The 23,827-nt window shown below is 58.1% G+C and carries 21 protein-coding genes; 10 read left to right on the top strand and 11 right to left on the bottom strand.

The features are described from left to right. Positions 1-6: 6 nt before the first annotated feature. Both greB and LVW35_RS08210 read right to left on the bottom strand, forming a co-directional pair. Entirely contained in the window at positions 7-480 is a 474-nt protein-coding gene (gene greB, locus LVW35_RS08215) for a transcription elongation factor GreB (protein ID WP_233896433.1), read from the bottom strand. A 111-nt stretch (positions 481-591) separates the two neighbouring features. Continuing rightward, positions 592-1,530 (bottom strand): hypothetical protein, encoded by a 939-nt coding sequence (locus LVW35_RS08210; protein WP_233894729.1) that lies wholly within the window; start codon positions 1,528-1,530, stop codon positions 592-594. Between the two features lie 204 nt (positions 1,531-1,734). Between LVW35_RS08210 and LVW35_RS08205 the strand changes: the two genes are divergently transcribed. From LVW35_RS08205 to LVW35_RS08195, 3 genes are read left to right on the top strand one after another with little or no spacing between them, the layout of a single operon-like run. Further along, entirely contained in the window at positions 1,735-2,661 is a 927-nt protein-coding gene (locus LVW35_RS08205) for an ABC transporter ATP-binding protein (protein WP_233894727.1), read from the top strand. Further along, positions 2,658-3,383, top strand: coding sequence for an ABC transporter permease (locus LVW35_RS08200; protein ID WP_233894725.1), 726 nt, complete (start codon positions 2,658-2,660; stop codon positions 3,381-3,383). Before LVW35_RS08205 ends, LVW35_RS08200 begins: the two co-directional genes overlap by 4 nt. A 16-nt stretch (positions 3,384-3,399) precedes the next feature. Further along, positions 3,400-5,130, top strand: a complete 1,731-nt coding sequence (locus tag LVW35_RS08195; protein ID WP_233894723.1) for a Gldg family protein — start codon at positions 3,400-3,402, stop codon at positions 5,128-5,130. A 4-nt stretch (positions 5,131-5,134) separates the two neighbouring features. On the opposite strand, the gene LVW35_RS08190 is transcribed toward LVW35_RS08195, so the two are convergent. The 3 genes from LVW35_RS08190 to LVW35_RS08180 form a co-directional block, all read right to left on the bottom strand. After that, on the bottom strand, positions 5,135-5,443 hold the full coding sequence (locus LVW35_RS08190) for a class I SAM-dependent methyltransferase (protein WP_233894721.1): 309 nt from the start codon (positions 5,441-5,443) through the stop codon (positions 5,135-5,137). A gap of 249 nt (positions 5,444-5,692) precedes the next feature. Then, on the bottom strand, positions 5,693-6,127 hold the full coding sequence (locus tag LVW35_RS08185; protein ID WP_233894719.1) for a DoxX family protein: 435 nt from the start codon (positions 6,125-6,127) through the stop codon (positions 5,693-5,695). A gap of 103 nt (positions 6,128-6,230) precedes the next feature. Continuing rightward, complete coding sequence (locus tag LVW35_RS08180) at positions 6,231-7,652, bottom strand: transglycosylase SLT domain-containing protein (protein WP_233894717.1); 1,422 nt, start codon at positions 7,650-7,652, stop codon at positions 6,231-6,233. Positions 7,653-7,888: 236 nt separating this feature from the next. Between LVW35_RS08180 and LVW35_RS08175 the strand changes: the two genes are divergently transcribed. The 6 genes from LVW35_RS08175 to LVW35_RS08135 all read left to right on the top strand — a co-directional run bounded on the left by LVW35_RS08175 (position 7,889) and on the right by LVW35_RS08135 (position 16,514). Continuing rightward, positions 7,889-8,695: a TatD family hydrolase gene (locus LVW35_RS08175; RefSeq protein ID WP_233894715.1), complete on the top strand. Its 807-nt coding sequence runs from the start codon at positions 7,889-7,891 to the stop codon at positions 8,693-8,695. Between the two features lie 96 nt (positions 8,696-8,791). Beyond that, positions 8,792-10,273 carry a methyl-accepting chemotaxis protein gene (locus LVW35_RS08170; protein ID WP_233894713.1) on the top strand — a complete coding sequence of 494 codons (1,482 nt, stop codon included), beginning with the start codon at positions 8,792-8,794 and terminating at the stop codon, positions 10,271-10,273. Between the two features lie 198 nt (positions 10,274-10,471). Next, complete coding sequence (locus LVW35_RS29075; protein ID WP_442799625.1) at positions 10,472-15,184, top strand: RHS repeat-associated core domain-containing protein; 4,713 nt, start codon at positions 10,472-10,474, stop codon at positions 15,182-15,184. Positions 15,185-15,186: 2 nt separating this feature from the next. After that, positions 15,187-15,591 (top strand): Imm50 family immunity protein, encoded by a 405-nt coding sequence (locus LVW35_RS08145; protein WP_233894711.1) that lies wholly within the window; start codon positions 15,187-15,189, stop codon positions 15,589-15,591. A gap of 54 nt (positions 15,592-15,645) precedes the next feature. Further along, positions 15,646-16,035, top strand: coding sequence for a hypothetical protein (locus LVW35_RS08140; RefSeq protein ID WP_233894709.1), 390 nt, complete (start codon positions 15,646-15,648; stop codon positions 16,033-16,035). A 116-nt stretch (positions 16,036-16,151) separates the two neighbouring features. After that, positions 16,152-16,514, top strand: coding sequence for an Mpo1-like protein (locus tag LVW35_RS08135; RefSeq protein ID WP_233894707.1), 363 nt, complete (start codon positions 16,152-16,154; stop codon positions 16,512-16,514). Positions 16,515-16,516: 2 nt separating this feature from the next. Here LVW35_RS08135 and LVW35_RS08130 read toward each other — a convergent pair whose 3' ends face one another. The 3 genes from LVW35_RS08130 to LVW35_RS08120 all read right to left on the bottom strand — a co-directional run bounded on the left by LVW35_RS08130 (position 16,517) and on the right by LVW35_RS08120 (position 18,489). Further along, entirely contained in the window at positions 16,517-17,314 is a 798-nt protein-coding gene (locus tag LVW35_RS08130; protein ID WP_233894706.1) for an acyl-CoA thioesterase, read from the bottom strand. A gap of 90 nt (positions 17,315-17,404) precedes the next feature. Beyond that, positions 17,405-18,166: a CHAD domain-containing protein gene (locus LVW35_RS08125; protein WP_233894704.1), complete on the bottom strand. Its 762-nt coding sequence runs from the start codon at positions 18,164-18,166 to the stop codon at positions 17,405-17,407. A 44-nt stretch (positions 18,167-18,210) separates the two neighbouring features. Further along, positions 18,211-18,489: a hypothetical protein gene (locus LVW35_RS08120; protein ID WP_003172685.1), complete on the bottom strand. Its 279-nt coding sequence runs from the start codon at positions 18,487-18,489 to the stop codon at positions 18,211-18,213. Between the two features lie 216 nt (positions 18,490-18,705). On the opposite strand from LVW35_RS08120, the gene LVW35_RS08115 reads away from it, so the two are divergent. Beyond that, positions 18,706-19,743, top strand: a complete 1,038-nt coding sequence (locus LVW35_RS08115) for a patatin-like phospholipase family protein (RefSeq protein ID WP_038844524.1) — start codon at positions 18,706-18,708, stop codon at positions 19,741-19,743. A 69-nt stretch (positions 19,744-19,812) separates the two neighbouring features. Here LVW35_RS08115 and LVW35_RS08110 read toward each other — a convergent pair whose 3' ends face one another. The 3 genes from LVW35_RS08110 to kdpC are packed head-to-tail and all read right to left on the bottom strand — an operon-like array spanning position 19,813 to position 23,767. After that, positions 19,813-20,502 carry a response regulator gene (locus LVW35_RS08110; RefSeq protein ID WP_233894702.1) on the bottom strand — a complete coding sequence of 230 codons (690 nt, stop codon included), beginning with the start codon at positions 20,500-20,502 and terminating at the stop codon, positions 19,813-19,815. Between the two features lie 37 nt (positions 20,503-20,539). Next, positions 20,540-23,191: a sensor histidine kinase gene (locus LVW35_RS08105; RefSeq protein WP_233894700.1), complete on the bottom strand. Its 2,652-nt coding sequence runs from the start codon at positions 23,189-23,191 to the stop codon at positions 20,540-20,542. Between the two features lie 30 nt (positions 23,192-23,221). After that, entirely contained in the window at positions 23,222-23,767 is a 546-nt protein-coding gene (gene kdpC, locus LVW35_RS08100) for a potassium-transporting ATPase subunit KdpC (protein WP_233894699.1), read from the bottom strand. Positions 23,768-23,827 lie beyond the last annotated feature (60 nt).

Raw genomic sequence — 23,827 nt, 5'->3', positions numbered from 1 at the left:
CTTCGCTCACTTCAAATATTCAATGCCGGTGATCCACCAGCACACTTCTCCATTTGGCGTCTGGACGATGGCTTCATCGTCCACTTCCTTACGCAGCAACGCACGGGCCATGGGTGAATCGATGGAGATGTAGTCCATCCGATCATAAATTTCGTCATAGCCGACGATGCGAAAACGCTTGGTCTCACCCTGCTCGTTTTCGATGTCCACCCAGGCGCCGAAGAACACCTTGCCTTCTTGCTCGGGCATGTACTCCACCACGCGCATGTCTTCGAGGCGCTTACGTAGATAACGCACGCGCCGGTCGATCTCGCGCAACAGCTTCTTGTTGTACTGGTAGTCGGCGTTTTCGCTACGGTCACCCAAAGAGGCGGCCCACGTCACCTTGCGCGTAGTGTCCGGGCGCTTTTCGCGCCACAGGTAATCCAGCTCCTTCTTGAGCGCTTCATGACCTTCTTTGGTAATCAGCTTGGTACTCAACGCGCGCATCCCCAGGCAATGTCCATAAGTGCCGATACGTCTGGATTCAAACCCTGACCTCGACTGGCTGGCGTTGATGATAAATGAACCCGTGAAAGTAGCCAGGCCAGTCTAGCTATCCAGTGTCTGATCCAGCTCGAGCAGCATACCCCGCAGGTTCTGCCGCAAAGCCGACACCTTTGATATCGTCACTTTCAGGGCTTCGCTCCTCTGGCTGACCGAAAGCGACTGATCATGCAGTTGAGTGGTGCGCTGCTCCAGCTCTCTGACCCTCTCATCCAGCTGACTTTGCTCCAGTTGCAACCGCAACTGCCATTGCTCAAGTGCGTTCTCCCTCTCAACGGCCGCGAGCTTTTGCTGTGTCAGCTCTTGGGCGACTCGGGCAAGGTTGGTCAACGTACTGTCCACTTCGAACAACGTACTGTCGTCGCCTGATGTCGGAAGTAGTTTCGATTGCACAGTTGTCTCGACAGGTGTTGGCCGAACGTCCTCAACGGGCTGCTCACGCACAGGCACGTGGGGAGCCGGGGAAGTGCTTTCCAATCTGGGAGCGCTCGTCATCTGCGATGAGAAACGAATCGAGGGCACGATCACCGCAGTGCTTTCGATCGCCGGCAGCGTCGGCGCAGTCATACCCAAGGTAATCACTTTCATCACGAGCGCTTTCTTGATGATGACCGAGTGATGATCCTCTGGCCTGGCAGGCGGCAGTTTGCAACCTTTCAAATCGATAAAATGAAAGGGCACTTGGGTTTCGGTCATTGCGCCCGCCTTGGATCCCGAAGCGGCCAACGTCAGTATTTGCTTGAAAACATTCAACGCCACCTGCAAGCCTTCCTGGGACTCAACCCCGCCCAGGAAATACCGATCCATTTTCATACGCAAGGCCGCGATGTACACCCTGGAACTTCCCGGCTCGACTTCTTCGTCCAGACTGTAAACAAGAAAGTTGGAAGCCATCTGCCCCACAGCAAACCCACAGAGCAAGGCACCGTTGACCGGAGCATCCTGACCGTTGCGTTCAAGAACAAGGGTACGTAGCAGCATCATGGTAATCAGGCCTCATTAGGCAGAACAAAAGAATTAAAAGCTCGGCAATTGAACATCCCAAACCACCACACATTGTTTCAGCGCCTCGCCCGAGTCAGACGTAGGACTTATCTTATTAAAGCCAATCGACATTCCCAAATAGGGCGGTTACCCGTACCCTTTTTCACCTTTCCAAACGTCATGCCACACTTATTCGGTAAAAAAATGATCGAAATAAGCAATCTGACAAAACACGTGAGCGACAACCCTCTACTCAGCGACATTTCATTCAGTGCGACACAACAAGAATGTTTGGGATTATTCGGACAAGATCATGCCGCTAAAACAGCATTACTCAACGTCATGGCATGTTCGACAATGCCGTCCAGCGGTTACATAAAAATTCAAGGTTTCAACACTCATACACACGCACTTAAAGCAAAACAGCTCGTTGGCTATCAGCCTTCAAAAGATCTCGGTCATCCGACGATGTCCGTTAAAGCATTTCTCGACTTCATCGCTGCCGTTCGCGGTTTCCACGGTGCCGAAAAACGTTCCCGGGTGGAAAAAGCTGTTACACGGCTGGAGTTGTTTGCGGTGCTCAATGTCCCCCTCGACGCACTCTCTACGGGTTGGAAACGCAAAGTTGCGATTGCCCAGGCCATCTTGCATAGCCCTGCCCTGTTACTGCTCGATGAGCCAACCGAAGGGCTTGCGCCTGATCAGAAACCTACATTCAAAGCGCTTATCCACTCATTGACGCAAGAAATGACAGTCGTCATTGCCTCTCGCCACTGTGACGAGTTGTCCGAATTATGTACGCGCGCGTTAGTCATTGCAGGCAGTCACTTGGTCGCCGATACACCACTGCCCGATCTACAACGCAGTTCCCGGCATTTCCAGGCTGTCACGCTCACCGCGGAGGGCCCGCTGGATCTGCTGGCATTGGCCGTACTGCCAGGCGTGGCAGGCATCGAAGAGCATCGGCATGCCCCCTGCACGGTGACCGTTCTCGCCATGCCGGGGCACACCATCTATCCGCATATCAATGCACTCATAGCTAGCCGCCGCTGGAAAATCAACTCGCTGAACCTTGAGCCAGGTCGCCTCAATGATGTGGTTCACCATTTGAGTTCGGAGGCGTCCCCTTGAAACTGTTGCCCATCATATTAAAGGGTCAGCTTGCCAGTTATGCACGCGCACCGGCTACCTACCTGAGTATTGCCATTTTCCTCACATTGTCAGCGACATTGGGGCTGCACACGAACTCGTGGCTCGAGCAGGACGACAGTGACCTGCAGGTGTTCTTTCAGTTTCACCCCTGGCTTTACTTACTGCTGGTTCCCGCGTTGGCAACGCAACTTTGGTCGGATGAGGCTAATGCAGGTTTTTTCAGCCTGATGAAAACCATGCCCATCACGGCATTCGAATGGGTTATCGGGAAATTCCTCGCCGCCTGGCTCGTAGCAGGCACAGCCCTGCTACTGATGTTTCCTATCGTTATCATGGCCAACTACTTGGGCAGGGCCGACAACAACGTTATCGCCTCGCAATTTATGGTGAGTTGGTTACTGGCGGGTAGCTACCTGTCTGCAGGATGTTTTATTTGTGCGCTTGTACGCCAGCGCATTGTCATTTTTTTACTTACATTTGGATTGCTGCTGGCGGCCAGCGGACTGTCTTCTCTATTGGATGCGCTTGAGCATCAAGCACCTATAGGGCTGATCGACAGCCTGACTTCCCTCAGCCCTACTGAACGATTCAGCAGTATCGATCAGGGAAAAATCACACTTCACGATACACTTTACTTCATTAGCCTGATCCTCGCCTTTCTCACAGCAACGACAGTCACACTTAACTACAAACACAGCTGAGAAAGGGAAACCCTTAATGCGCGCCACTCTGCGTACCGGGATGACACTCATTGTCACCCTGCTTTTGTTCCTGGCTTTCAACTTGGTGTGGATAAACTACACGCCTGATATACGCTGGGACTTTTCTCAACGAAAAATCCACACCCTGTCGCCGCCAGTGCAACAACAGCTCGCCACATTGGAAAGCCCTGTGGACTTATATTATTTCAACTCGAACAACCACCCGAAAAGAAATGGCGTAGTGAAGCGCTACGGCAAACGTATTGGGGATCTGCTCAAGGAATATGAAAAAAAGGGTAAAGGTATGATCAACCTGCACCTTATTGCACCTGCGCCTTTTTCGGAGGACGCCTTTAAGGCCCGGCTATCGGGTCTCGACGACAATGCAGGGTTCATCGGCCTCATCGGCACCCGCGCAGGGCATGGTGTGCGACGGATCGGGGCATTCAGCCCTGACCGCGAACCCTTGCTCGAGTATGAAATCAGCCATCTGCTCCATAAGTTGCAGCACCCCGAGCCCCCGGTCATCGGGATGCTGTCGGGGCTGGCGATAGACAAATCGGCAGGTCGAATGCTGCATGAGCTACGGCAAGCATTCAACCTGATTAGCCTGGACCCGACCGTCGCGCAAGTCCCGGAACACATCAAAACACTGATGGTTGTACACCCACGCACCTTGTCTGAGCGAACCTTGTATGGCGTTGAACAATTTGTATTGGGGGGCGGCAGATTGATGATGTTCATCGACCCCTTGAGCGAACAAAGCGCAAACGCGAACCCGCCCAACAACCGCCTGGACGAGTTGCTCGCGGCCTGGGGCATACAGATGTCGGCGGACAAGCTGGTGGTCGACGATCTCTACATGCCTTGGGAGACGCCAGGCACGCCCAATCAGATCAGATTAAACCTGCCCCGGCAGGCGATGAACACGAACGACATCAGCACATGGAACCTCAACAGAGTCACGGTATCGAGCAGCGGCGCCCTCTCCCGCCTGAACAAAAGTCGCACGACCTTCACCCCTCTCCTGCACAGTTCCGAGCAATCCGTACTGCTGGATGCCAGCCGCGTTACAGGCGCAGCCACGTTCGACACAGTACTTGAAGATACCTCCAGCCAAGAACAACGCCACGTCATAGCCGCGCGTATCGAAGGACCGGGATACTCGATTTTTCAAAGTGGCCTCACGGGGCAGCCGCCCAGTTTGAAGAAAGCTGCCCATATCCATGTTGTGGTCGTTGCCGACACCGACATGCTCACGGATAAGGTAAGCAACCTGGCACCTGACAGCAATGCACTGTTTGTCTTGAATACATTGGATAACCTGTCCTCTCCCGCCTCGCTTGCCGCTATTCGCCCTCGCGTGGCGCAGGAAATGGGGTCTACATTGCTGGAGGCCATGCGCGAAAACGCGAAACAAGCCTATCGCGTGAAGGCCAGCGAACTGGAACGACGCCTGAAGCGCACGGAGCAGGAGTGGCAACGGTTGCGTCCGTGGACCACCCCCCTCGGCACCCAGGCAGTGGACACCACCACCCAGCTGCAAGCCCTTAACAAGGAACGCCTGCGCTTGCCCATGGAGTTGCATGCATTGGAGCGCGAAGCTTATGCCCAGGTGCGTCACCTGGAATTGGCTATAACGATGGTGGTGATTTTTGCGATGCCACTGGTGCTATGCCTGATCGCCTGGATCGTCTTTCTAAGCCATCGCCGGCGGCAATTGCGAGCCGGCAGCGTGATTGACTGAACACTCAACGACGGGCTATCAACCCTTGTCGGGCAATGCGGGTCAATTGACGAATGACCTCATCGGCTTCACTCACGCTAGGGGCTTGAATAACCGCGAGGTCAAAACTGTTGCTGGCAAACCGTGCAAGGGAATCGCCGTCCTCAACAAACTGAATCAGAAATGCCGAAGGCCGCCCGGTACGGCGTGGCCAGCCATCCAGATAGCGCAACAGCGTCGGCTGGTGCTTGCCGCCCAAGAGGATTTTCGGATTGCGTTGAGTGAGGTCCGCGGTGATCGGGGCCAAACGTATCAGGGGGCGTAGTGCATTCATCGTGTCGTGTCTCTGCCTCAAAAGTCTGCGGGCAGGTGAGAGGCAACACCGAACCAGCGCTTTAGCGGAATTTCGAAGCATGGAGCATGCTTCTGTCGGGACCGATAACGATCACCCATGGCGCCCCGCAATTAGCTGTTTAAATCGGCGCATGAGCGGCATCCTAGAGAAGCCGGTGGGGAGGTGTCAAGAATCCTGAGCAGCAAAAAGCCCGCACATGGCGGGCCGTTTGAAGGTTGTGAAGGGAAATCAGTTGGCGATGGAACGGTCGGCAGACAGTTTGCCAGCACCTTCCAGCAGCACCGCCAGGGAACCGCCGAGCAGGGCCAGTGCGAACTCATAGCCGTTGTTAGCCATAAACAGACCGTTATGGATATGCACCGAGAAGATCGCCACCAGCGACAGGATAGTCAGGCCCAGCGCAGCAGGGCGAGCCAGCAAGCCGATGATCAATGCCAGGCCAGCGAAGAACTCGGTACCACCCGACAGCAGCGCCATCAGAGTACCCGGCGCCAGGCCGATGCTTTCCATCCACTGGGCAGTACCCGCCAGACCGTAGCCGCCAAACCAGCCGAAGAGTTTTTGCGAACCGTGGGCAGCAAAGATGATGCCGACAACGATGCGCAGGATAGTCAGACCGTAACCGGCGCGGGTGGACAGGATGCTTTTGATCAGTGGGCTCATGGTGATAGTCCTTTTCTAAGTAGGGGTTGGTTGGCCGCCATATTAATCAGTTTTAGCAATGATAAAAGCCGAAAAAATGCCTAATTAATATCGATAAAATCGATTACTTCTGTGAGGCGATTTTCGGCGCTGGCGGCTCCAGAGACTTGCGCTCCCGATCGAACGCCAAATAGTACTTGTTGACGCTATTGACATAGCTGACGCCGCCCATCCCTACTTGCTCCATGGCAATGCGTTCAACCTGGAAAAACCACTGATTGGGGTTCAACCCCCGGCGTTTGGCTTCAGTGCGCATGCCCTGCACACGCTCCGGCCCCATATTGTAGGCCGCCAGCACAAACGCCATGCGCTCGCGCTCATTGAGCTTGGGGCTGGCGAAAAATTTGCGACGGATCATCGCCAAATAACGCGCACCCGCCTGCACATTACTGTCGAGATTCTCGATATTGCTCACACCCACTCGCTGCGCAGCAGAAGGCGTGATTTGCATCAGGCCAGTGGGACCGCCACTGTTACGGGCGCCAGGGTCGAGCGCTGACTCCTTGAACGCCAGCGCGGCCAGGTTCAGCCAATCCATGCCCTGCTCACGGGCATGCTTTTGCAATACCGGACGCAGCTTTTCCAGGCGCTGACGATCGGCACGGGCCAACGGGTTACGTACTTGATAGAGGCGACGATAGATACGTTGGAACGCTACATCCTGGTCGGAGGGGCTCCGATAGGTCTTGAGGAATCGATCAATGCTGGCCCGCAGCATCGAGGCATCCTGACGCACAAACCAGTACTCGTCAGCCGGCTCACTGATTGCCACCTGCTTATCGAAACGTAATTTGGGCAAAATTTTTGACCAGCGTTCGGCAATCGGCTTTTCTACAATGGTCAGATGGAAAATACCGGCCTGGACCATCTCCAGCACATCCTCCACGGCCAATGTCGGATCCACCCATTCCACTTTCACCGGCGGTTGCTTGTGCAACGCCAACTTCTGGTTGACCTGGCTGACGGCATCCGCAGCCGCGCTGCCGGTCGTCAGCGCCAGGGTGCGGCCGGAAAGTTGTTCCAATTTGGTGAACCGCCGCTCCCCCTTCACCCCCACCAGCCACAATGGCACATCGCTGACAATCGGGTCGCTGGTGCTGATCTTGTGCGCAGCCTTTACGTCGAGCAACTCACCCGGCGCCACCAAGTCGCCCTCGCCACGGGCCAACGCGCCGAGCAACTGATCCTTGGCCTTGGGGATGATCTTGAAGTTGATTTCCTGCCCATCACGGGCATGGCCATTGAGGTATTGCTCAAAAGCGCGCAGGCGATGGTATTCGACACCAATGGCCTGGCCCTGGACCTCGCCGGAGCTATTACGGCTCTGGTTGACCAATACACGCAGAGTACGGCTGGAACGAATGTCCGCCAGATCGCGCACCTTGCCGGGCTTGGTCACTTCCAGCGGCCCGTCCAGACGCGCAACCGCCGCCATGGGCAGCAGCAACGTCAGGCACAACATAAGCAACGCCGAGGGTCGGATCATCCGCTCTCCGCAAAAGAATACTGGCCAACGCCCTCGCGAAAAACGAGGCGGTGGGGGTCAGAAACAGAGCGCTTTATGCGCAGGCTTCGCGCGCAACGGTGGCACAGGGTCAGGCGCTCGGCCAACCACATGTCACTTGCGACGTTCAAAGACAGCTATAACCCGTTGTAGTTCTTCGTTTTTCTTATAAATCTACAGCTCTGATATGCTTTCCGGCCGCAGGCGGAGATAGCACCATGCAACTCATTGATATCGGCGTCAACCTGACCAACCCCAGTTTCGACGAGAAGCACCAGGCTGTACTCGACCGCGCCTATGCTGCTGGCGTACGGCAACTGGTGCTTACCGGCACCAGTATCGAGGGCAGCGAACAGGCCATGGAACTCTGCGTAAAACTAGACGAAAGCGGCCAACGCCTGTTCAGTACCGCTGGCATCCACCCCCACTCCGCCAGCGAGTGGAACGGCGACAGCGCCCAGCGTCTGCGCAGCTTGCTCAGCGAAAGCCGCGTGCGTGCGGTGGGTGAATGCGGGCTGGATTTCAACCGGGATTTTTCCCCGCGCCCGCAGCAGGAAAAAGTCTTGGAAGAACACCTGGCCCTGGCCGTCGAGCTGAAGTTGCCGGTGTTCCTCCACGAACGTGACGCCAACCAGCGTCTGCTGGAAATCCTCAAGGACTACCGCGACCACCTCACCGCCGCCGTGGTGCATTGCTTCACCGGCGAACAGCAAGCGCTCTTCAGCTACCTCGACCTCGACTTGCATATCGGCATCACCGGCTGGATATGCGACGAACGCCGTGGGACACACCTACACCCACTTGTCAGGGAAATTCCCCGTGACCGTCTGATGCTGGAAAGCGACGCACCTTATCTGCTGCCGCGCACCCTGCGCCCCAAGCCGAAAAATGGCCGGAATGAGCCAGCGTACCTGCCGGAAGTCTTGCACGAAGTCGCCCTGCACCGCCACGAAAGCATGGAAGACCTCGCCCGTAACAGCACAGCGTGCGCCCGTCGCTTTTTTGGGCTGCCCGAAGTGGATTGATGCAGCGCATTGACCCACGTCAAAACCGGTTCCCTCGATAGCAGCACAATAATGGCACCTTGCCAATGCTGTTTCCGCTATCAGAGAAAACCTTCCATGGGTGCCTGGCTTAGCAATATCTCGCTGAAGTACAAATTCTGGGCCGTCAACGCGGTCGCCTTCATCACTACCTTACTGCTGGTGCTGTATGCCGTGCAGCTTGAACAACAGGCGCGCAGCACGGCCTCTCACACCTCGGCCCAGGCACAAGCGCGGCTGCTTGGCGCCTGGCCGGCTGGGGAAGCACTGCCCAAGGATGAGCACTGGTTGACGTTCGCGCCAGGCCAAATCCCACACATGGCCGACCGGGATCTGTCAGCTCTGGGCAGCGCCACGGGTTGGGTCGAGCTGAACCACATGCCGGTGTTCGGCGAGAACCCGCTGATGGGCGCCGAAGTCGTCGCCCGCCCTGATGGTCAATACGTTGCCGTCCTCGCCTACGCGCCCAGCCTGACTCAGGTGTTCGGCGAGCGTTTCGCCAACTATGCAGCGGCAGTCTTGATCCTGATGCTGGCGATGCTCGGCGCCTCTCAGTTGCTGATCCGTTTCCTGCTCAGCCAACTCAACACACTGAAAGATGTGATGCTGCACGTGGAAAAAACCGGCGATCTGTCGGCCCGCGTGCCCTTGGCGTGCAAGGATGAAGTCGGCCAGATGGCCAGCGCTTTCAACGCCATGCAGGCTGGCTACCAACGCGTGGTCAAAACCGTGGCACGCACCGCCAAGCAACTTGATGAAGGCGCCACGCGGTTGGCCAACAGCATGAACGAGGTGCAGCACGGCATGCTCGGCCAGCAGAGCGAGACCGACCAGGCCGCCACCGCCATCAACGAGATGACCGCCACCGTCTACCACATTGCCCAACACGCAGGCGCCACAAGGGATCTGTCCCAGACCGCCGACACCCTCGCTGGCAGCGGTCAGGAAGTGGTCACCCGGGTGCAGCGCTCGATTTCCGGCCTGTCCACAGGCGTGCAGCAGACCGCCGAGATGATCCAGAAGCTCGCCGAGGACAGCCAAAAAATCAACGGCGTGGTCAGCGTGATCCACAGCATCGCCGAGCAGACCAACCTGCTTGCCCTCAACGCCGCCATCGAAGCCGCCCGCGCCGGGGAAATGGGCCGTGGCTTTGCCGTGGTCGCCGACGAAGTGCGTAACCTGGCCAAACGCGTGCAAAGCTCCACCGATGAAATCACCCGCATGGTCTCGGCCCTGCAAGTCGGCACCCGCGACGCGGTGGACTTCATGCAGGAAAGCTCATTCAAGGCTGACGACTGCGTGCAGCAGGCCCAGGAAGCCGGCGCCGCCCTCGCTGAAATCACCGGCGCCGTGGCGCAGATGCGCGAAAGCAACACCCAGATTGCCGTCGCCGCCGAACAGCAAAGCCACGTCGCCGAAGAAATGAACCGTGCGGTCGTCAGCATTCGTGACGTGACCGAGAACACGGTGCAGCAAACCGTAGACTCGGCGACCACCAGCAATGAACTGGCCACCCTGGCCGGGGAACTGAGCAAGGCGATTGGGCAGTTGAAGCTGTAGGACTGTTCACCCTGTAATCCCCCACCTACAACAAAGCCTCGGTTTGCCCGAGGGTTTGGCGAAACTTCCTAGCCTTCTCGGCGATTAACGCCGACTTCTTTTCCCAGCCAACCTCTCCAAAGTCTCTCGCCTGACCAATCAGCGCGAGGGACCGCCGATGCACGTTTCTATCAGTGCCCCACTTAATGGGGCCGTTTCATGATTCCGGTTATTGCGCAGTTCGTCCTCTACCCCATGGATACCAATACGCCAGACGTGGAATCCGTCCTGAGCGATTTCCGCACGTGCCTGAACGCATTTGACGAGTGGGCCGAAAGCTTCTGGAGCGGTTCGGTACTGGACGTGGAGCAGGTGTTCAAGGTCGGGGACGAGGTTTCCCTCGTCGCTCCCGTGTCTTCCAAACAACCGAATCGCGCAGTTGCCACCTGCAAGGCCCAGGGTGCGTTGACCCTGGTGCATATGTTCGAGAGCACGCAGTTTGTGCCCATCGGCAACACGCCGGTGATGCTGCAGGCCATCGGCTCAGACGGCGAGCCGTTCGGTGACCCCATTCATCGAACCATCGACGCCAGCGGCATTCTAGAAGTCAACGATTGCATCCGCGACCAACGTTATCAGATCACCTTTTATCCCAACGTTTCCAAGGATCACATCAAGACGCTGTACGCGTCTTATCAGTCGGTGATTGCCGGACTGGAAGATCGCCTGCGTGATGAATGGACGAAGACCTTCAGGCCGCAATGGAACGACTTTGCCAAGGCCACACCGTTCGAGCGCAGCGCCATGCAAGGCATGGCGCTCTCAAACGGGATTGCCAAGGCGCTCTACAACCTGTGGGACAACTTCACCCAACTGTACGAGCTGTTGGCGGATATCAAGGCTAATAGCCAGAAGTTGTTGCATTACCTCTCGCAGGCCGAACTCAACGAACTGCTGAAACTGGGCAAAGACACCATCGCCCAGGGTCTGCTTGTGCTCAGCGATGAGCCGCTGCTGTTTATCTATCTGTCGGCCATGGTCGCCTGGATACGCATGCTGCCGCCGCCGCAGATGTATGAATTGCTGGGCGAGATGACCGGCGAGGTGCTGATCAACTTATTCCTGGTCTGGGCGACGCGGGGCATGGGGGTTCAGGTTCGCCTGGGTATGCAGGTGTTGGGGACCATCAAGTCTGGCCAAGCACGCAAATGGCTGGAGAGGCTGGCCGATCAGTTGGTCGGGCCTCGGTTGGACGCCCATGTCGAAACGGCCAGGCCGCTGTTGCTGGGTAGCCCGGCGACACCGATTCGGACGGTTCCGGATGTGCCGTTGAAGGCTGGCGATCAGTTGGTTTCCAACCCGGTGCCGGTGGTGCGGCACAAGGCCAGGCAGCGGACGGTGTTGGTGCGGCAAGAGCCTGTGGATGACGTGCCGGCTGTTGCGAAGAATCCGGCTGGGGATGCGGCGGCGCCTTCGGACAAGACAGCCACTAACGGTTGCCCGGTGTCGATGGTCACGGGCGAAGAACTGCTGACCCTCACCGATGGCGCGCTGGACGGAGTTTTGGCGTTTGAGTGGACCCGCTTGTATCGCACCAGTGCGGTGGAAGTGGATTGTGGGTTGGGGTTTGGCTGGAGTCACTCGCTGGCGCATCGCTTGAGTGTTTCCGGGGATTCGGTGGTGTGGACCGATCATGAGAATCGCTCGACCACCCTGCCCTTGCCTACGGCTGCTCGACCTGCGATCACCAACAGCCTGGCCGAAGCGGCGATCTATCTGGGTTCATTGCCTGATGAGTTGGTGCTGGCTCAGGCCTCACGGTTCTACCACTTTCGCGACGGTGTGCTGACAGCGATCAGCGATGCGTATGACAACCGGCTGCGCATTTCCCGGGATTTTCTGGGGCGCATTGAGCGGGTGGATAACGGTGTCGGGCGCTCGCTGTGTTTGCGCTATGCCTCGGGGCGGATCGTGGCGGTGGACTATCAGATTCATCGCGTCGTGGATGAGGGGCCGTTTGTTTGGGTGACGGAGCAGACGGTTGTTTCCTACGCCTATGACGACCTTGGGCGACTCGTTTCAGCGACCAATGCTGTCGGCGAAAGCGAGGTTTATCGGTACGACGAGCAGCACGTCATTCTTGAACGTGGCTTGGCCGGTGGGGCGAGTTTCTTCTGGGAGTGGGAAAAGTCTGGCAAGACGGCGCGGTGTGTCCGGCATTGGGCCAGTTTCTCGCAGATGGACACACGCTACGCCTGGGATGACAACGGCCAGGTCACGGTGTTTAACGCCGATGGCAGCCGGGAAGTCTACGTGCATGACCAGCGGGCGCGGCTGGTGCAGCGGGTGGATCCGGATGGGGCCGAGCACTTCAAGTCCTACGATGACAAAGGTCGGCTGACGGTTGAGCAGGATCCGCTGGGGGCGATCACGGCCTACCAGTACGACGAAGCCGGGCGTTTGGTGGCGGTGTTTCCGGGGGATGACGAGCCAACGTCCTACGAGCATGACAACGGGTTCGTACGGGTTGTGCGACGTGGGGAAGCGGTTTGGAAGTATGAGCGCAATGATCAGGGCGATGTTATTCGCAAGATCGATCCAGACGGCAATGCTACTGACTACAGCTACAACAAATGCGGCCAGCTGGTTGGGGTGTGGTACCCGGATCACAGCTGTCATCGGCTGGTGTGGAATGAGCGTGGGCAGTTGCTTGAGGAGCAGTTGCCGAATGGCGGGGTCAAGCGTTATCGCTATGACGACCTCGGGCGAAAAATCACCCAGGAAGACGAGCACGGTTCGCTCACACAATTTGAGTGGAACGGCGTTGGGCGGTTAGTTCAAATCGTCTTGCCGAGCGGCGACACGCGTAAATATACCTACAACGCTTACGGAAAAATCACCTCCGAGCGCGATGAACTGGGCCACGTCACCCGCTACGAATACGCCGACGGATTGCACCTGATCAGCCGCCGCATCAATGCTGATGGCACTCAGGTCAAATACCGCTACGACAACGTACGTTTGTTGCTGACCGAAATCGAAAACGAGGTGGGCGAAACCTACCGGCTCCAGTACCACAGCAACGGCCTGATCCAGCAGGAAATCGGTTTTGACGGCCAGCGTACGGCTTACCTCTACGACCTCAACGGCAACCTTCGGGAAAAGACCGAACACGGTGATGATGGCAGTCAGCTGGTTACCCGCTACGAGCGCGATTACGCCGGACGCCTCATCAGAAAAACCCTGCCCGACAGCAACACCGTCGATTACACCTACGACCGCCAGGGCAACCTCGTAAGCGTCGAAGACGGCCACTGGTCCCTGGCCTACGAGTACGACAGCCAAAACCGCCTCACCGCCGAACACCAGGGCTGGGGCACCCTGCGCTACGGCTACGACGCCTGCGGTCAGCTGCAAAACCTACGCCTGCCGGACAACAACCGCCTCACCTTCAAACACGACAAAGGCGGCCACCTCGCCACCGTCGACCTGAACGGCACCGTTCTCACCTCGCACCTGTTCCACGCCGGACGCGAACAGCAACGCGCGCAAGGAACACTGCTCAGCCACTACCAACACGACCACCAGGGCCGCCTGTTCAACCAGAGCATCCACGACGCCGAAGGTCCGCTATACAGCCGCCACTACGACTACGACGAAGCCGGCAACCTCACCCGCCTGCTCGACACCCGCAAAGGCGAGCACCACTACCACTACGACCCATTAAACCGCCTCACCCGCGCCGACCACTCCCAAGGCGAGCAGGAACGCTTCGCCCACGACCCGGCCGGCAACCTGCTGATGCAAGACCGCCCCGGCCCCGACATCGTCGCCGGCAACCGCCTGATGATCCAGGGCGACCACCATTACGACTACGACGCCTTCGGCAACCTGATCCGCGAACGGCGTGGCAAAGGCCATCAACTCGTTACTGAATACCGCTATGACTGCCAGCACCGTCTGACCGGCATCACCCGCCCCAATGGCAAAAAAGCTAGTTACCGCTACGACCCATTTGGACGGCGCATAAGCAAAACCGTCGACGGTGTAACCACCGAGTTCTTCTGGCAAGGCGACAAGCTCATCGCCGAGCACCACGCGGACCGTCACCGCAGCTATCTCTACGAACCGGACAGCTTCCGTCCGCTAGCCTTGCTCGAAGGCTTTGGTCCAAAGGAAGCCAAGCCCTACCACTACCAACTCGACCACCTTGGTACGCCGCAGGAACTCACCGCTGCCGATGGCGAAATCGTCTGGTCCGCCCATTACCGCGCCTATGGAGAAATCAGCCGTCTCGACATCGGAAAAATCGACAACCCGCTGCGCTTCCAGGGCCAATACTTCGATCAAGAAAGCGAGCTGCACTACAACCGCCATCGCTACTACAATCCGGATATCGGTCGCTATCTGACGCCTGACCCGGTGAAGTTGGCGGGTGGGATCAATGCGTACCAGTACGTGCCGAACCCTACCGGATGGGTGGATCCGACAGGGCTGAGCGCCAACTGTCCGCCGAAAGGGATACAACAGCCAGCCTGTAAAACACCGAATGAACCGGAAACACCTGATATTTCTCGCAGAGGTGCCTTCAGGCAGGCGAAAAGAGATGCCGGGATACCGATGGTTCAGACTCCAGACATGGTAGTAGACCCAGACACAGGAAAGACGAAACAATACACTACTGAAAAAATGACAGACAAGAACAGGAAAACAATTCTGGATGAAAACGGTAAACCCATAGACACAAAAGTCTATCAATTTACAAGATCAAACGGCTCGAAAATCCTCATTCAAGACCACTCAGCAGGCCATAAATTCGGTAGCGAAGATGGTATTGGAGACCATACATCACACTTCAATTTGCGACCCATCGAAAAGCCTCGAAAAGGTTATCTTGAAGGCGCAAAAAAACACTATCCATTCAGGAAGTAAAAATGAAACACTGGAACGAGTTAGACGGAAGTATATTTCTCAGCAAAATCTTCAGCCTTCCTGTTGAAATTGGAAAAATAGCTCTTTTCTCATTACGGGTAGAAAATGATCAACCTTGTATTGGAATAGGTTTCGACATACCCGAATTTCCAGACAACCTACCAGAAAAATGGAAAAACAAAGGATATAACATGTGCAGACTTGGGATAACCTGCAATGACATTAAAAACCTGAAGATCCTTAACATCCCCGCGCATGAGGTATTTACAGTAAAAATCAATAAAAAAACGGATTACTTTACTTTTAAAGCTACCAGCGACAATGCATCTATAGAATTCAATGCAAAATTCATTTCACTTAGCGGGCCAAATGTTTACATTAACGGTTCGGACGACTATTACTTTTAAACAACCCAAAACCAATATAATACTCCCCAAGGATACCCTAGGCGGTGCTAGCTGATGCATCAGCTCGAAAAAGAGATAGACCATGCCCTAAAAGCTCTGGATATCCGCTCTAAGAAACTGGAGTTTAGCGAAATTGCGAGCTTGATACAGTCACTGACTAAGAAGTTCTTCAAGTCAGAAAGAAACGTACTCGACCCAGTCCAACTGAACGAAAAAAGCACAGAACAAAACCCTAACTTTTGGCAGGAAATACAGCATCGAATTAGTCAAGAAAACCTGGTTCTATTAGTGTTCGACTCGGCATACCGGGCGTGGAAAATCCCTGATGCTCAAGACATTGCAGTAGTTCTGGGTGAAACGACCGGATACCCATTCTGGGTAACCGATCAGGACCTCACGTTTCTAATGCATCTGGACGATCATGACTGCGTTATTTGGGCATGAGCGTGGCTGCCACAAATTGCCTTCTATGACCCCAATAGCCAGCCCCAATTCGCCCCGCCACCCAACCCCACCTAAACTCTCTCCATGCTATTTCAACGGACAGAGGATTCACCATCATGGGCAAACGTCATCCCAATCTCCCCGCCTGGCAATGGCGTAACTACCCGCAGAACCACCAGCACCCGACCAATCTGGCATTGCACCTGATTGCCGTGCCGCTGTTCATCATCGGGTTTCTGTTGATCGTATCCGGGGTTTTCAGTCTGAGCCTGGCCAGTTTTGCCGTGGGTGTGGTCGGGATTCTGGCCGGCTTGGCATTGCAGCGTCATGGCCATAGCCTGGAAGCCCGGGCCAGTGAGCCGTTCAGTGACCGTAAAGATGCGGTGCAGCGCCTGGTGGTCGAGCAGTTCGTGACCTTTCCACGTTTTGTATTAAGTGGCGGCTGGTGGCGTGCCTGGCGGCAGCGCCACAGGCACTAAGGTCAGGCGAAGACCACCACAGTCTGGCGGCTGATGGCGATCAGTTCGCCGGTCGGGCTCCAGAGGGCAGCGGCGGCATGACCGTAACCGTCGCGGGCGTGTTCGATGTTGACATAATACTGGCACCAGTCGAGGGTCGTCAGATCCTGCAAGGGCTGGATGAATTCGATGGTCCAGGTCAGGGTGCTGCCGGGTGCCGGCTTTTTCAGGTGCGGCAGCAAGGCCGGAGGCCAGGCGTCGACGAGGGCGAGGATGTGCGCCTCGGTCAACGGCTCTTCTTTCACATCCCCACGCAACCGCACCCAACCGCCCATGTCTCGGGATTTATTACCGGTAAACGGCAAGCCACCGACACTCCAGCGCATCGCCAGGTGGCGCATGAATTCCGGGGTCACGCCCTTGATATAGGCCAGTTCCTGGCATTCATCCCAATGTTTGAACACCGGCGGCGCTTCGCTCTCGACAGCGATTTCCGACTCACGGGACGCACCGAAACTGGCCTGTACCAATGTCGCCACTTCACCGTTCTGCACCACACGGCCCAGCAATTGGCTAACGGCCTTGCCTTCGCGCAAGACTTCGACCTGGTAACTGGCTGAAACATCCGGCGCTACAGGCCCGACAAAGGTAATGGCGAGCGAGCGTAGCGGACGCTCGGCCGGCACTTGGGCACGCAGGGCTTCGTATTGCAAGGCAGCCACCAGGCCACCAAAAGTCGCGCGCCCCTGGGCCCACTCGGCGGGGATGGTGACGTCCAGCGGGTTGCTACGGGCGGCGTCGAGCAAATCACTAAAGCGCATGGCGGTCTCACATCAAAAGAAACAGATGAGCGATCTTAACCATCGGGTCGGCCAGGTACAGCGCCTATTCCGGCCAAAAGCCGGACCGGCTCAGAAACAATCTGCGCTGAGTTTGTCCAGCACGCGGTCCGCCTGCCCTTCAGCCTTGGCCATGGTGCGATGCCACACCGCAACACAAGGTTGCAGATCTGCCTGATGCTCAGCCTGGGCCAGCCATTGCCAGCAATCGTGCCAATCGCCTAAAGCGCCCTGGGCTTTTTTCAGGCGCGACATCGCGTTGGCCGGTAACTTATCCAATTCGGGATAGGCTTCGGCGGCATAGCGCACCCGCTTGATCAACAACCGCAGGCGGTGGCGGTCATGATCGGGATCTTTCAAGGCGTCATCGAGTTTCTGCCATTGCTTGGCCAGACGTTTTTCAATACGCGGGCGCAGGCCTTTGAGCAATTTCTGATGTTCGCAAGCCCGGATGAAACGCGGAAACGCATCCAGGATCAACAACAAATGCGCAAGCTCAGCGCTTTGCGCCACCTGGCGATAGGCCTCAGGTTGCAGACACAGGCGCCGGTCGGCCGCCTCGCGATGTCCATGCTGATGCAAATACGCCGCCAGCACTTCGCGATCGCGTAGCGGCGTGGTCAGTTGGCCGACAGTGCTAGCGGCCAATTCAAGCTGTTCCACCCCAGGCAGCCCGCGCAAGGGGCGCAACAGGCTGCGCAGACGGCGCACGGTGGTGCGCAGGTCATGCAGGGCTTCATCGTCGGTGACGGCGGCGAGGCGAGCCTGGCAGCTCAGTAACCCTACTTCCAGGCCAATAACCTGAGCGACTAACTGATCGACCAAAGCTGACATCTTGCCCTCACTGCCTGATGAATAGCCCTACTCGCTGCTGCAGGTCAACGCCCGGCGCGAGACTCACGAATATAGAACCGCGCTTTCTCGGCCTTGTTGGAACAGCCTTCAAACGCTTCAAATTGTTGCTGGGTCTTGGCGCCCGTCAACAACGACAGCGCTTTAGAGTAGCTCACGGTGCCAGCAAATCCTTCAGCCTTGGCAAGATCCAGCTCTTTCCAGGCAGCATCCAATTGGCTGCCGCAGCTGTCGCGGTACGCGGTCTTCCCGGCACAACCGGCCAGGGCCAGCATGATCACAGGTACACACATCCAGGCTTTCATTGATGACACCTCAAAAAGAAAAAACAGTCGTACGTTGTAGACGTTGCCTACATGGAAAAGTGCCTGTCCTTAGCCTGAAATCGATAGTACCTACAGATCAGAGCATACCCGAGCACCGGGGCTATTCTGGAAAAATATCGTAGGCCCCCCGCGAAGATTGAAGCGGCCCCCTCAATGGGTGCATTGTGGGACCCTGCCTTGGGGAGGACATGGACCATGAAAAAACGTGTTGCCTTGGTGCTGGGCTCCGGCGGGGCTCGGGGGTACGCCCACATCGGAGTGATCGAAGAGATCGAACGGCGCGGGTATGACATCGCTTGTATTGCCGGGTGTTCCATGGGGGCTGTGGTGGGCGGGATCTATGCCGCCGGCAAGCTGGATGACTATCGAAACTGGATTGAAAGCCTCGATTATCTCGACGTGCTGCGCCTAGTGGACGTGAGTTTCCGCCTGGGCGCGATTCGCGGTGAGAAAGTCTTCGGCCAGATCCGCAAGATCGTTGGCGAGATCAATATCGAAGAGCTGCGCATCCCCTATACCGCCGTCGCCACCGACCTGACCAACCAGCAGGAAATCTGGTTCCAGGAAGGCTGTCTGCACCAGGCCATGCGTGCCTCAGCCGCGATTCCCAGCCTGTTCACCCCGGTAATGCAAGGTAACCGCATGCTGGTGGACGGCGGCCTGCTCAACCCGCTGCCCATCGTGCCGGTGGTGTCGAGCCATTGTGACTTGATCATCGCGGTCAACCTCAACGCCACCAACCAGAAGCACTATCAGTTGCCGGTGATCCAGCGCCCACCGGCTTTCAAGAGCCGCTTCAACAACCTGGCCAAATCACTCGGCTCGCACCTGCCGTTTCGCCGCAAGCAGGCCGAGCAATTAATGAAGTTGGAGCAGGAAGCCTTGGAGGCTCAGGCAGCGGAGATCAATCCGTGGCTGGAGTCGGCCGAGCCGGAATCCCAGCAACCCGCCGCTGCGCCGGAAAAGCCCGGCGCACCGAAGTCCGCGACCGGCTCATTCATCATCGATAACGTCGGCCCGGCGTCGCTGTTGGACCTGATCAACCAGAGCTTCGAGGTGATGCAGACATCGCTGGCGCAGTACAAGATTGCCGGCTACCCACCCGATGTGCTGATCAACGTACCGAAGCGGGTGTGCCGGTTTTTCGAGTTCTACAAGGCGCCGGAGTTGATCGCGCTTGGGCGGGAAATCGCCAGTGATACGTTGGATCGATATGAAAGTGAGCAGAGCTGAATCCTAGAGCGCTGCTGATGGCCCTTTCGCGAGCAAGCCCGCGAAGAGGCCCGACCAGACGCCTACACTCTAAGCACTCAACAACCGATACCCCACCCCCGCCTCGGTCACGATAAACCGTGGCTGGGTCGGATCATCCGCCAACTTCTGTCGCAGATGCCCCACCACAATACGCAGGTAATGGCTGTCCTGGGTATGGGTGGGCCCCCAGATGTCCTTGAGCAATTGCTGCTGGGTAATCACCCGCCCCGGATGCCGTGCCAATTGCGCCAGCACCGCGTATTCCTTGCGCGTCAGCGCCACTTCAGCACCATCCAGCAACACCCGGCGATAGGCCAGGTCCACCGTCAAGGGGCCAAAACGCAGTGCGGCTTCCTGGGCTTCGCCCGCCGGCGCCTGACGCAACAACGCGCGAACCCTGGCGAGAAACTCCTGGATGCCGAAGGGTTTGGTCACATAGTCATTGGCCCCCCCATCAAGGGCTTCAACTTTCTGCACCTCGCTGGCCCGCACCGACAACACCAGCACCGGCACTGTCGACCACTCACGAAACTCACGCAGCACCTGCTGGCCGTCCATGTCCGGCAGGCCAAGATCGAGCACCAGCAGGTCCGGCTTGCTCAGCGCCGCCTGGGCCAGGCCTTCGTTGCCGGTGCCGGCCTCGATCACTTTATAGCCCTGGGAAGCCAGGCTGATGCGCAGGAATTTGCGGATCTGCGGTTCGTCATCAATGACCAAAATCGTCGAGGTCTGGCTCATGGTGTCCAATCAAAATCCGTGAAGAAAACAGGGTAGCTCATGCCTCGCGCTCCAGGCCAGGCTGTGTCGGCAAGGGCAGGAACAAGGAGATACAGGTGCCTCGACCTTCAATACCGTCGGCCACGCTGATGTGCCCACCGTGGGCACCGACCATGCCCTGGCAGATCGCCAGGCCCAGGCCCGTGCCCTGCCCACCTCGGTCACCCCGTGCGGCGGTGTAGAACATATCGAAAATTTTTGCCCGCTCGTCTTCGGGAATGCCCGGCCCCTCATCGGCCACCGCGAAAAACAGCTGACCCTCTGAAACGCTGGCGCTCAATTGCAATCGGCCTTGCGGCGGCGAAAAGCGCGCGGCGTTTTCCAGCACATTGACCAGTGCTTGCTCGATCAACGCGGCATGCACATACAACAAAGGCAACTCAGGCGGCACATCGGTACTCACTTGCAACGGCGCCAGCACCGCACGCAGACGTCCAATCGCACTGCCGACGATATCGCCCGGCGACACCCAATCCCGCGCCAGTTTCAACGCGCCATGGCCGAGACGCGTCATGTCCAGCAAGTTCTGGATATACCGATCGAGACGCTCGGCCTCATCGCGGGTGCCCTCCAGCAATTCGCGACGATCCTCCAGCGGTATCGCCTCACCGAGCGCCAGCAGGCTGTCGATGCTGCCGCGCATGGCGGTCAGCGGCGTGCGTAAATCGTGGGACACCGAGGCCAGTAACGCGCTGCGCAGTTGCTCAGTCTCACCGTGCAACCTAGCGGACTCCAGCTCCTGAGCCAGTTGCGCACGCGCCAGCGCCTGGGCCAGCGGCTGGCTCAAGGCAGTGAGTAAACGACGACGTTGGCCGCTCAATTCCAGGCCGGGTTTGGGGCTGACACCGAGCAATCCCAGCGGGCCCTCCTCGCCCGACAACGGCCACCACCACCAACGCCCGAACGGCAAGGTGCCGGTGCCCATGCCCGCTGGCTGATCATGCTGCCAGGCCCAATCCGCAGCGGCGCGCTCGGCTTCAGTAAGGTTCAGCGGGCCGCCGGTCTCGATCGCCCACCCCCCCTGGCCATCACGATTGACCAGGCACAGATCCAGGTCGCTCCAACCTTCCAAATGATGCGCCGCAGCGCTGACCACCGCCTGGCGGTCGGTGGCGGCAGTGAGTTTGCGTGAGAGGTCCAGCAACTCGCTGGTTTCTTCCTGGGTATCGCGCAACGCCTGCAATTGGCGACGTTGACGCGCCGCCAGGTTGCCGGTCAGCGCCGCCATCAACAAGAAGAACAATAGGGTCAGCACATCTTCTTCGCGCTGAATGGCGAAGGAGAAATTCGGCGGGATAAACAGGAAGTCGTAGGTCATGAACGACAACGCCGCACACACCAGTGACGGCCCCAGGCTGCTGCGTACCGCCACCAGCAACACAGCGGCCAGGAACACCAGCGAGATGTTCGGCAGCGGCAAGACGCTGGACACCGCCCAGGCCACCGCCGCCGCAACCACTGTCGCCACGACCGCCAGTGCATAGTCGAACCACACCAGCCCGCGCACATCCGGCAAACGTGACGGTACGGGGATGTCGTCGCTGTCAAGGACGTTGATTTCCAGGCCACGCGCATTACGCAACAACCGCGCGGCCAGGCCGCCGCCAAACAATCGACGCCGCCAACGCATCCGCGATTGCCCCACCAGCAACAGGCTGGCACGACGCTCGGCAGCATGCTGGATCAGTGTCTTGGCCACCTCCCCCGCCCGCAGCAGCACCACCTCGCCCCCCAGGCGCTCGGCCAGTTGCTGGGCATTCTGCAGGCGCAGTCGCGACTGCTCATCCCGCGCACCGCCGTTATCGATATGCACCAGGCTCCACGGCAAATGCCGACGCTGGGCGACGCGGCTGGCATGGCGTACCAGACGTTCGGCCTGCGCATCGCCATCCACGCCCACCAGCAAACGACCGCGCACCGCGGGCGCGGCCTGACCGAGTTGGCGATAGCCTTGGGCCAAATCGTCATCGACATGGGCGGCGGCGGTTTGCATGGCCAACTCGCGCAAGGCCATCAGGTTGGTCTGGGTGAAAAATGCGTCGATGGCCGCGCGGGCCTGCTCCGGCACATAAACCTTGCCGTCACGCAGGCGCTCCAGCAACTCGCGGGACGGCAGGTCGATCAGCAGCAGTTCGTCGGCCTCTTGCAACACCCAGTCCGGCAAGGTTTCACGCACCTGCACCCCGGTGATGCCGCGCACCTGATCATTGAGGCTTTCCAGGTGCTGAACGTTGACCGTGGTAAACACGTTGATGCCCGCCGCGAGCAATTCCTGGATGTCTTGCCAGCGCTTTTCATGGCGACTGCCGGGGGCGTTGCTGTGGGCCAGTTCATCCACCAATACCAGCTTGGGCTTGGCGACGAGCAGGCCGTCGAGGTCCATCTCTTCGAGCATCACGCCACGGTATTCGCTGCGCAGCAAAGGTTGCTGCGGCAGGCCGCTGAGCAAGGCTTCGGTCTCGGCGCGGCCATGGGTCTCGACCACGCCGGCAATCAAGCGCACGCCTTGACGTAGCTGGGTGTGAGCGGCCTGAAGCATGGCGTAGGTCTTGCCCACCCCCGGTGCGGCCCCGAGGAAGACTTTGAGCCGGCCACGGCCGTCCCGTGGCAGATCGGCTAACAAGGCATCGGCGCGGCCGGAGTCGCTCATGCGGGCAGTGTCCTTCAGGTATTGATCGGGTTACAGCTTTTCCAGGGCCATGTTCAGCGCCAGCACATTCACCACCGGCGGGCCCACCAGTGGGCTTTCGATGTGCTCATCGAGCAAGCGCTGCAAGGTCGACACCGGCACATTCCGCGCCGCCGCCACCCGCGCCAGTTGATAGGCAATCGCCTGTGGTGGCAAGTGTGGATCAAGACCGCTGCCAGAGGTAGTCAGCGACGCCAAAGGCACCGGGCCCTGGCCGGGGACCAACTGCTTGTTGGCGTCATCAAAGATGCGCGCGGCCAGCGCCGGGTTGCTAGGGCCAAGGTTGCTGGCACTGCTGGAAACTGTCGCAAAAGCGCCGGCCGAGGGGCGCGGGTGGAACCAGCTGTCGCCGGTAAAATCCTGGGCGATCAGGCTGGAACCACGCACCTTGCCGCTGTCGTCGCGCACCAGGCTGCCATTGGCCTGGTCCGGGAAGGCGACTTGGGCGACGCCAGTTACCACCAATGGGTAGGCGACGCCGGTGATCAGAGTCATGAGCACCAGCAGGCTTAGGGCCGGGCGGATCATGTTGGACATTTCGGATTCCTCAATTCGGTCATTGCAACCTGTGGGCACCCATCTGGCACCCACAGGATT

Source organism: Pseudomonas sp. HN11 (genome assembly GCF_021390155.1).
Taxonomy (GTDB): Bacteria; Pseudomonadota; Gammaproteobacteria; order Pseudomonadales; family Pseudomonadaceae; genus Aquipseudomonas.
This window is presented reverse-complemented; position numbering and strand designations above follow the sequence as displayed.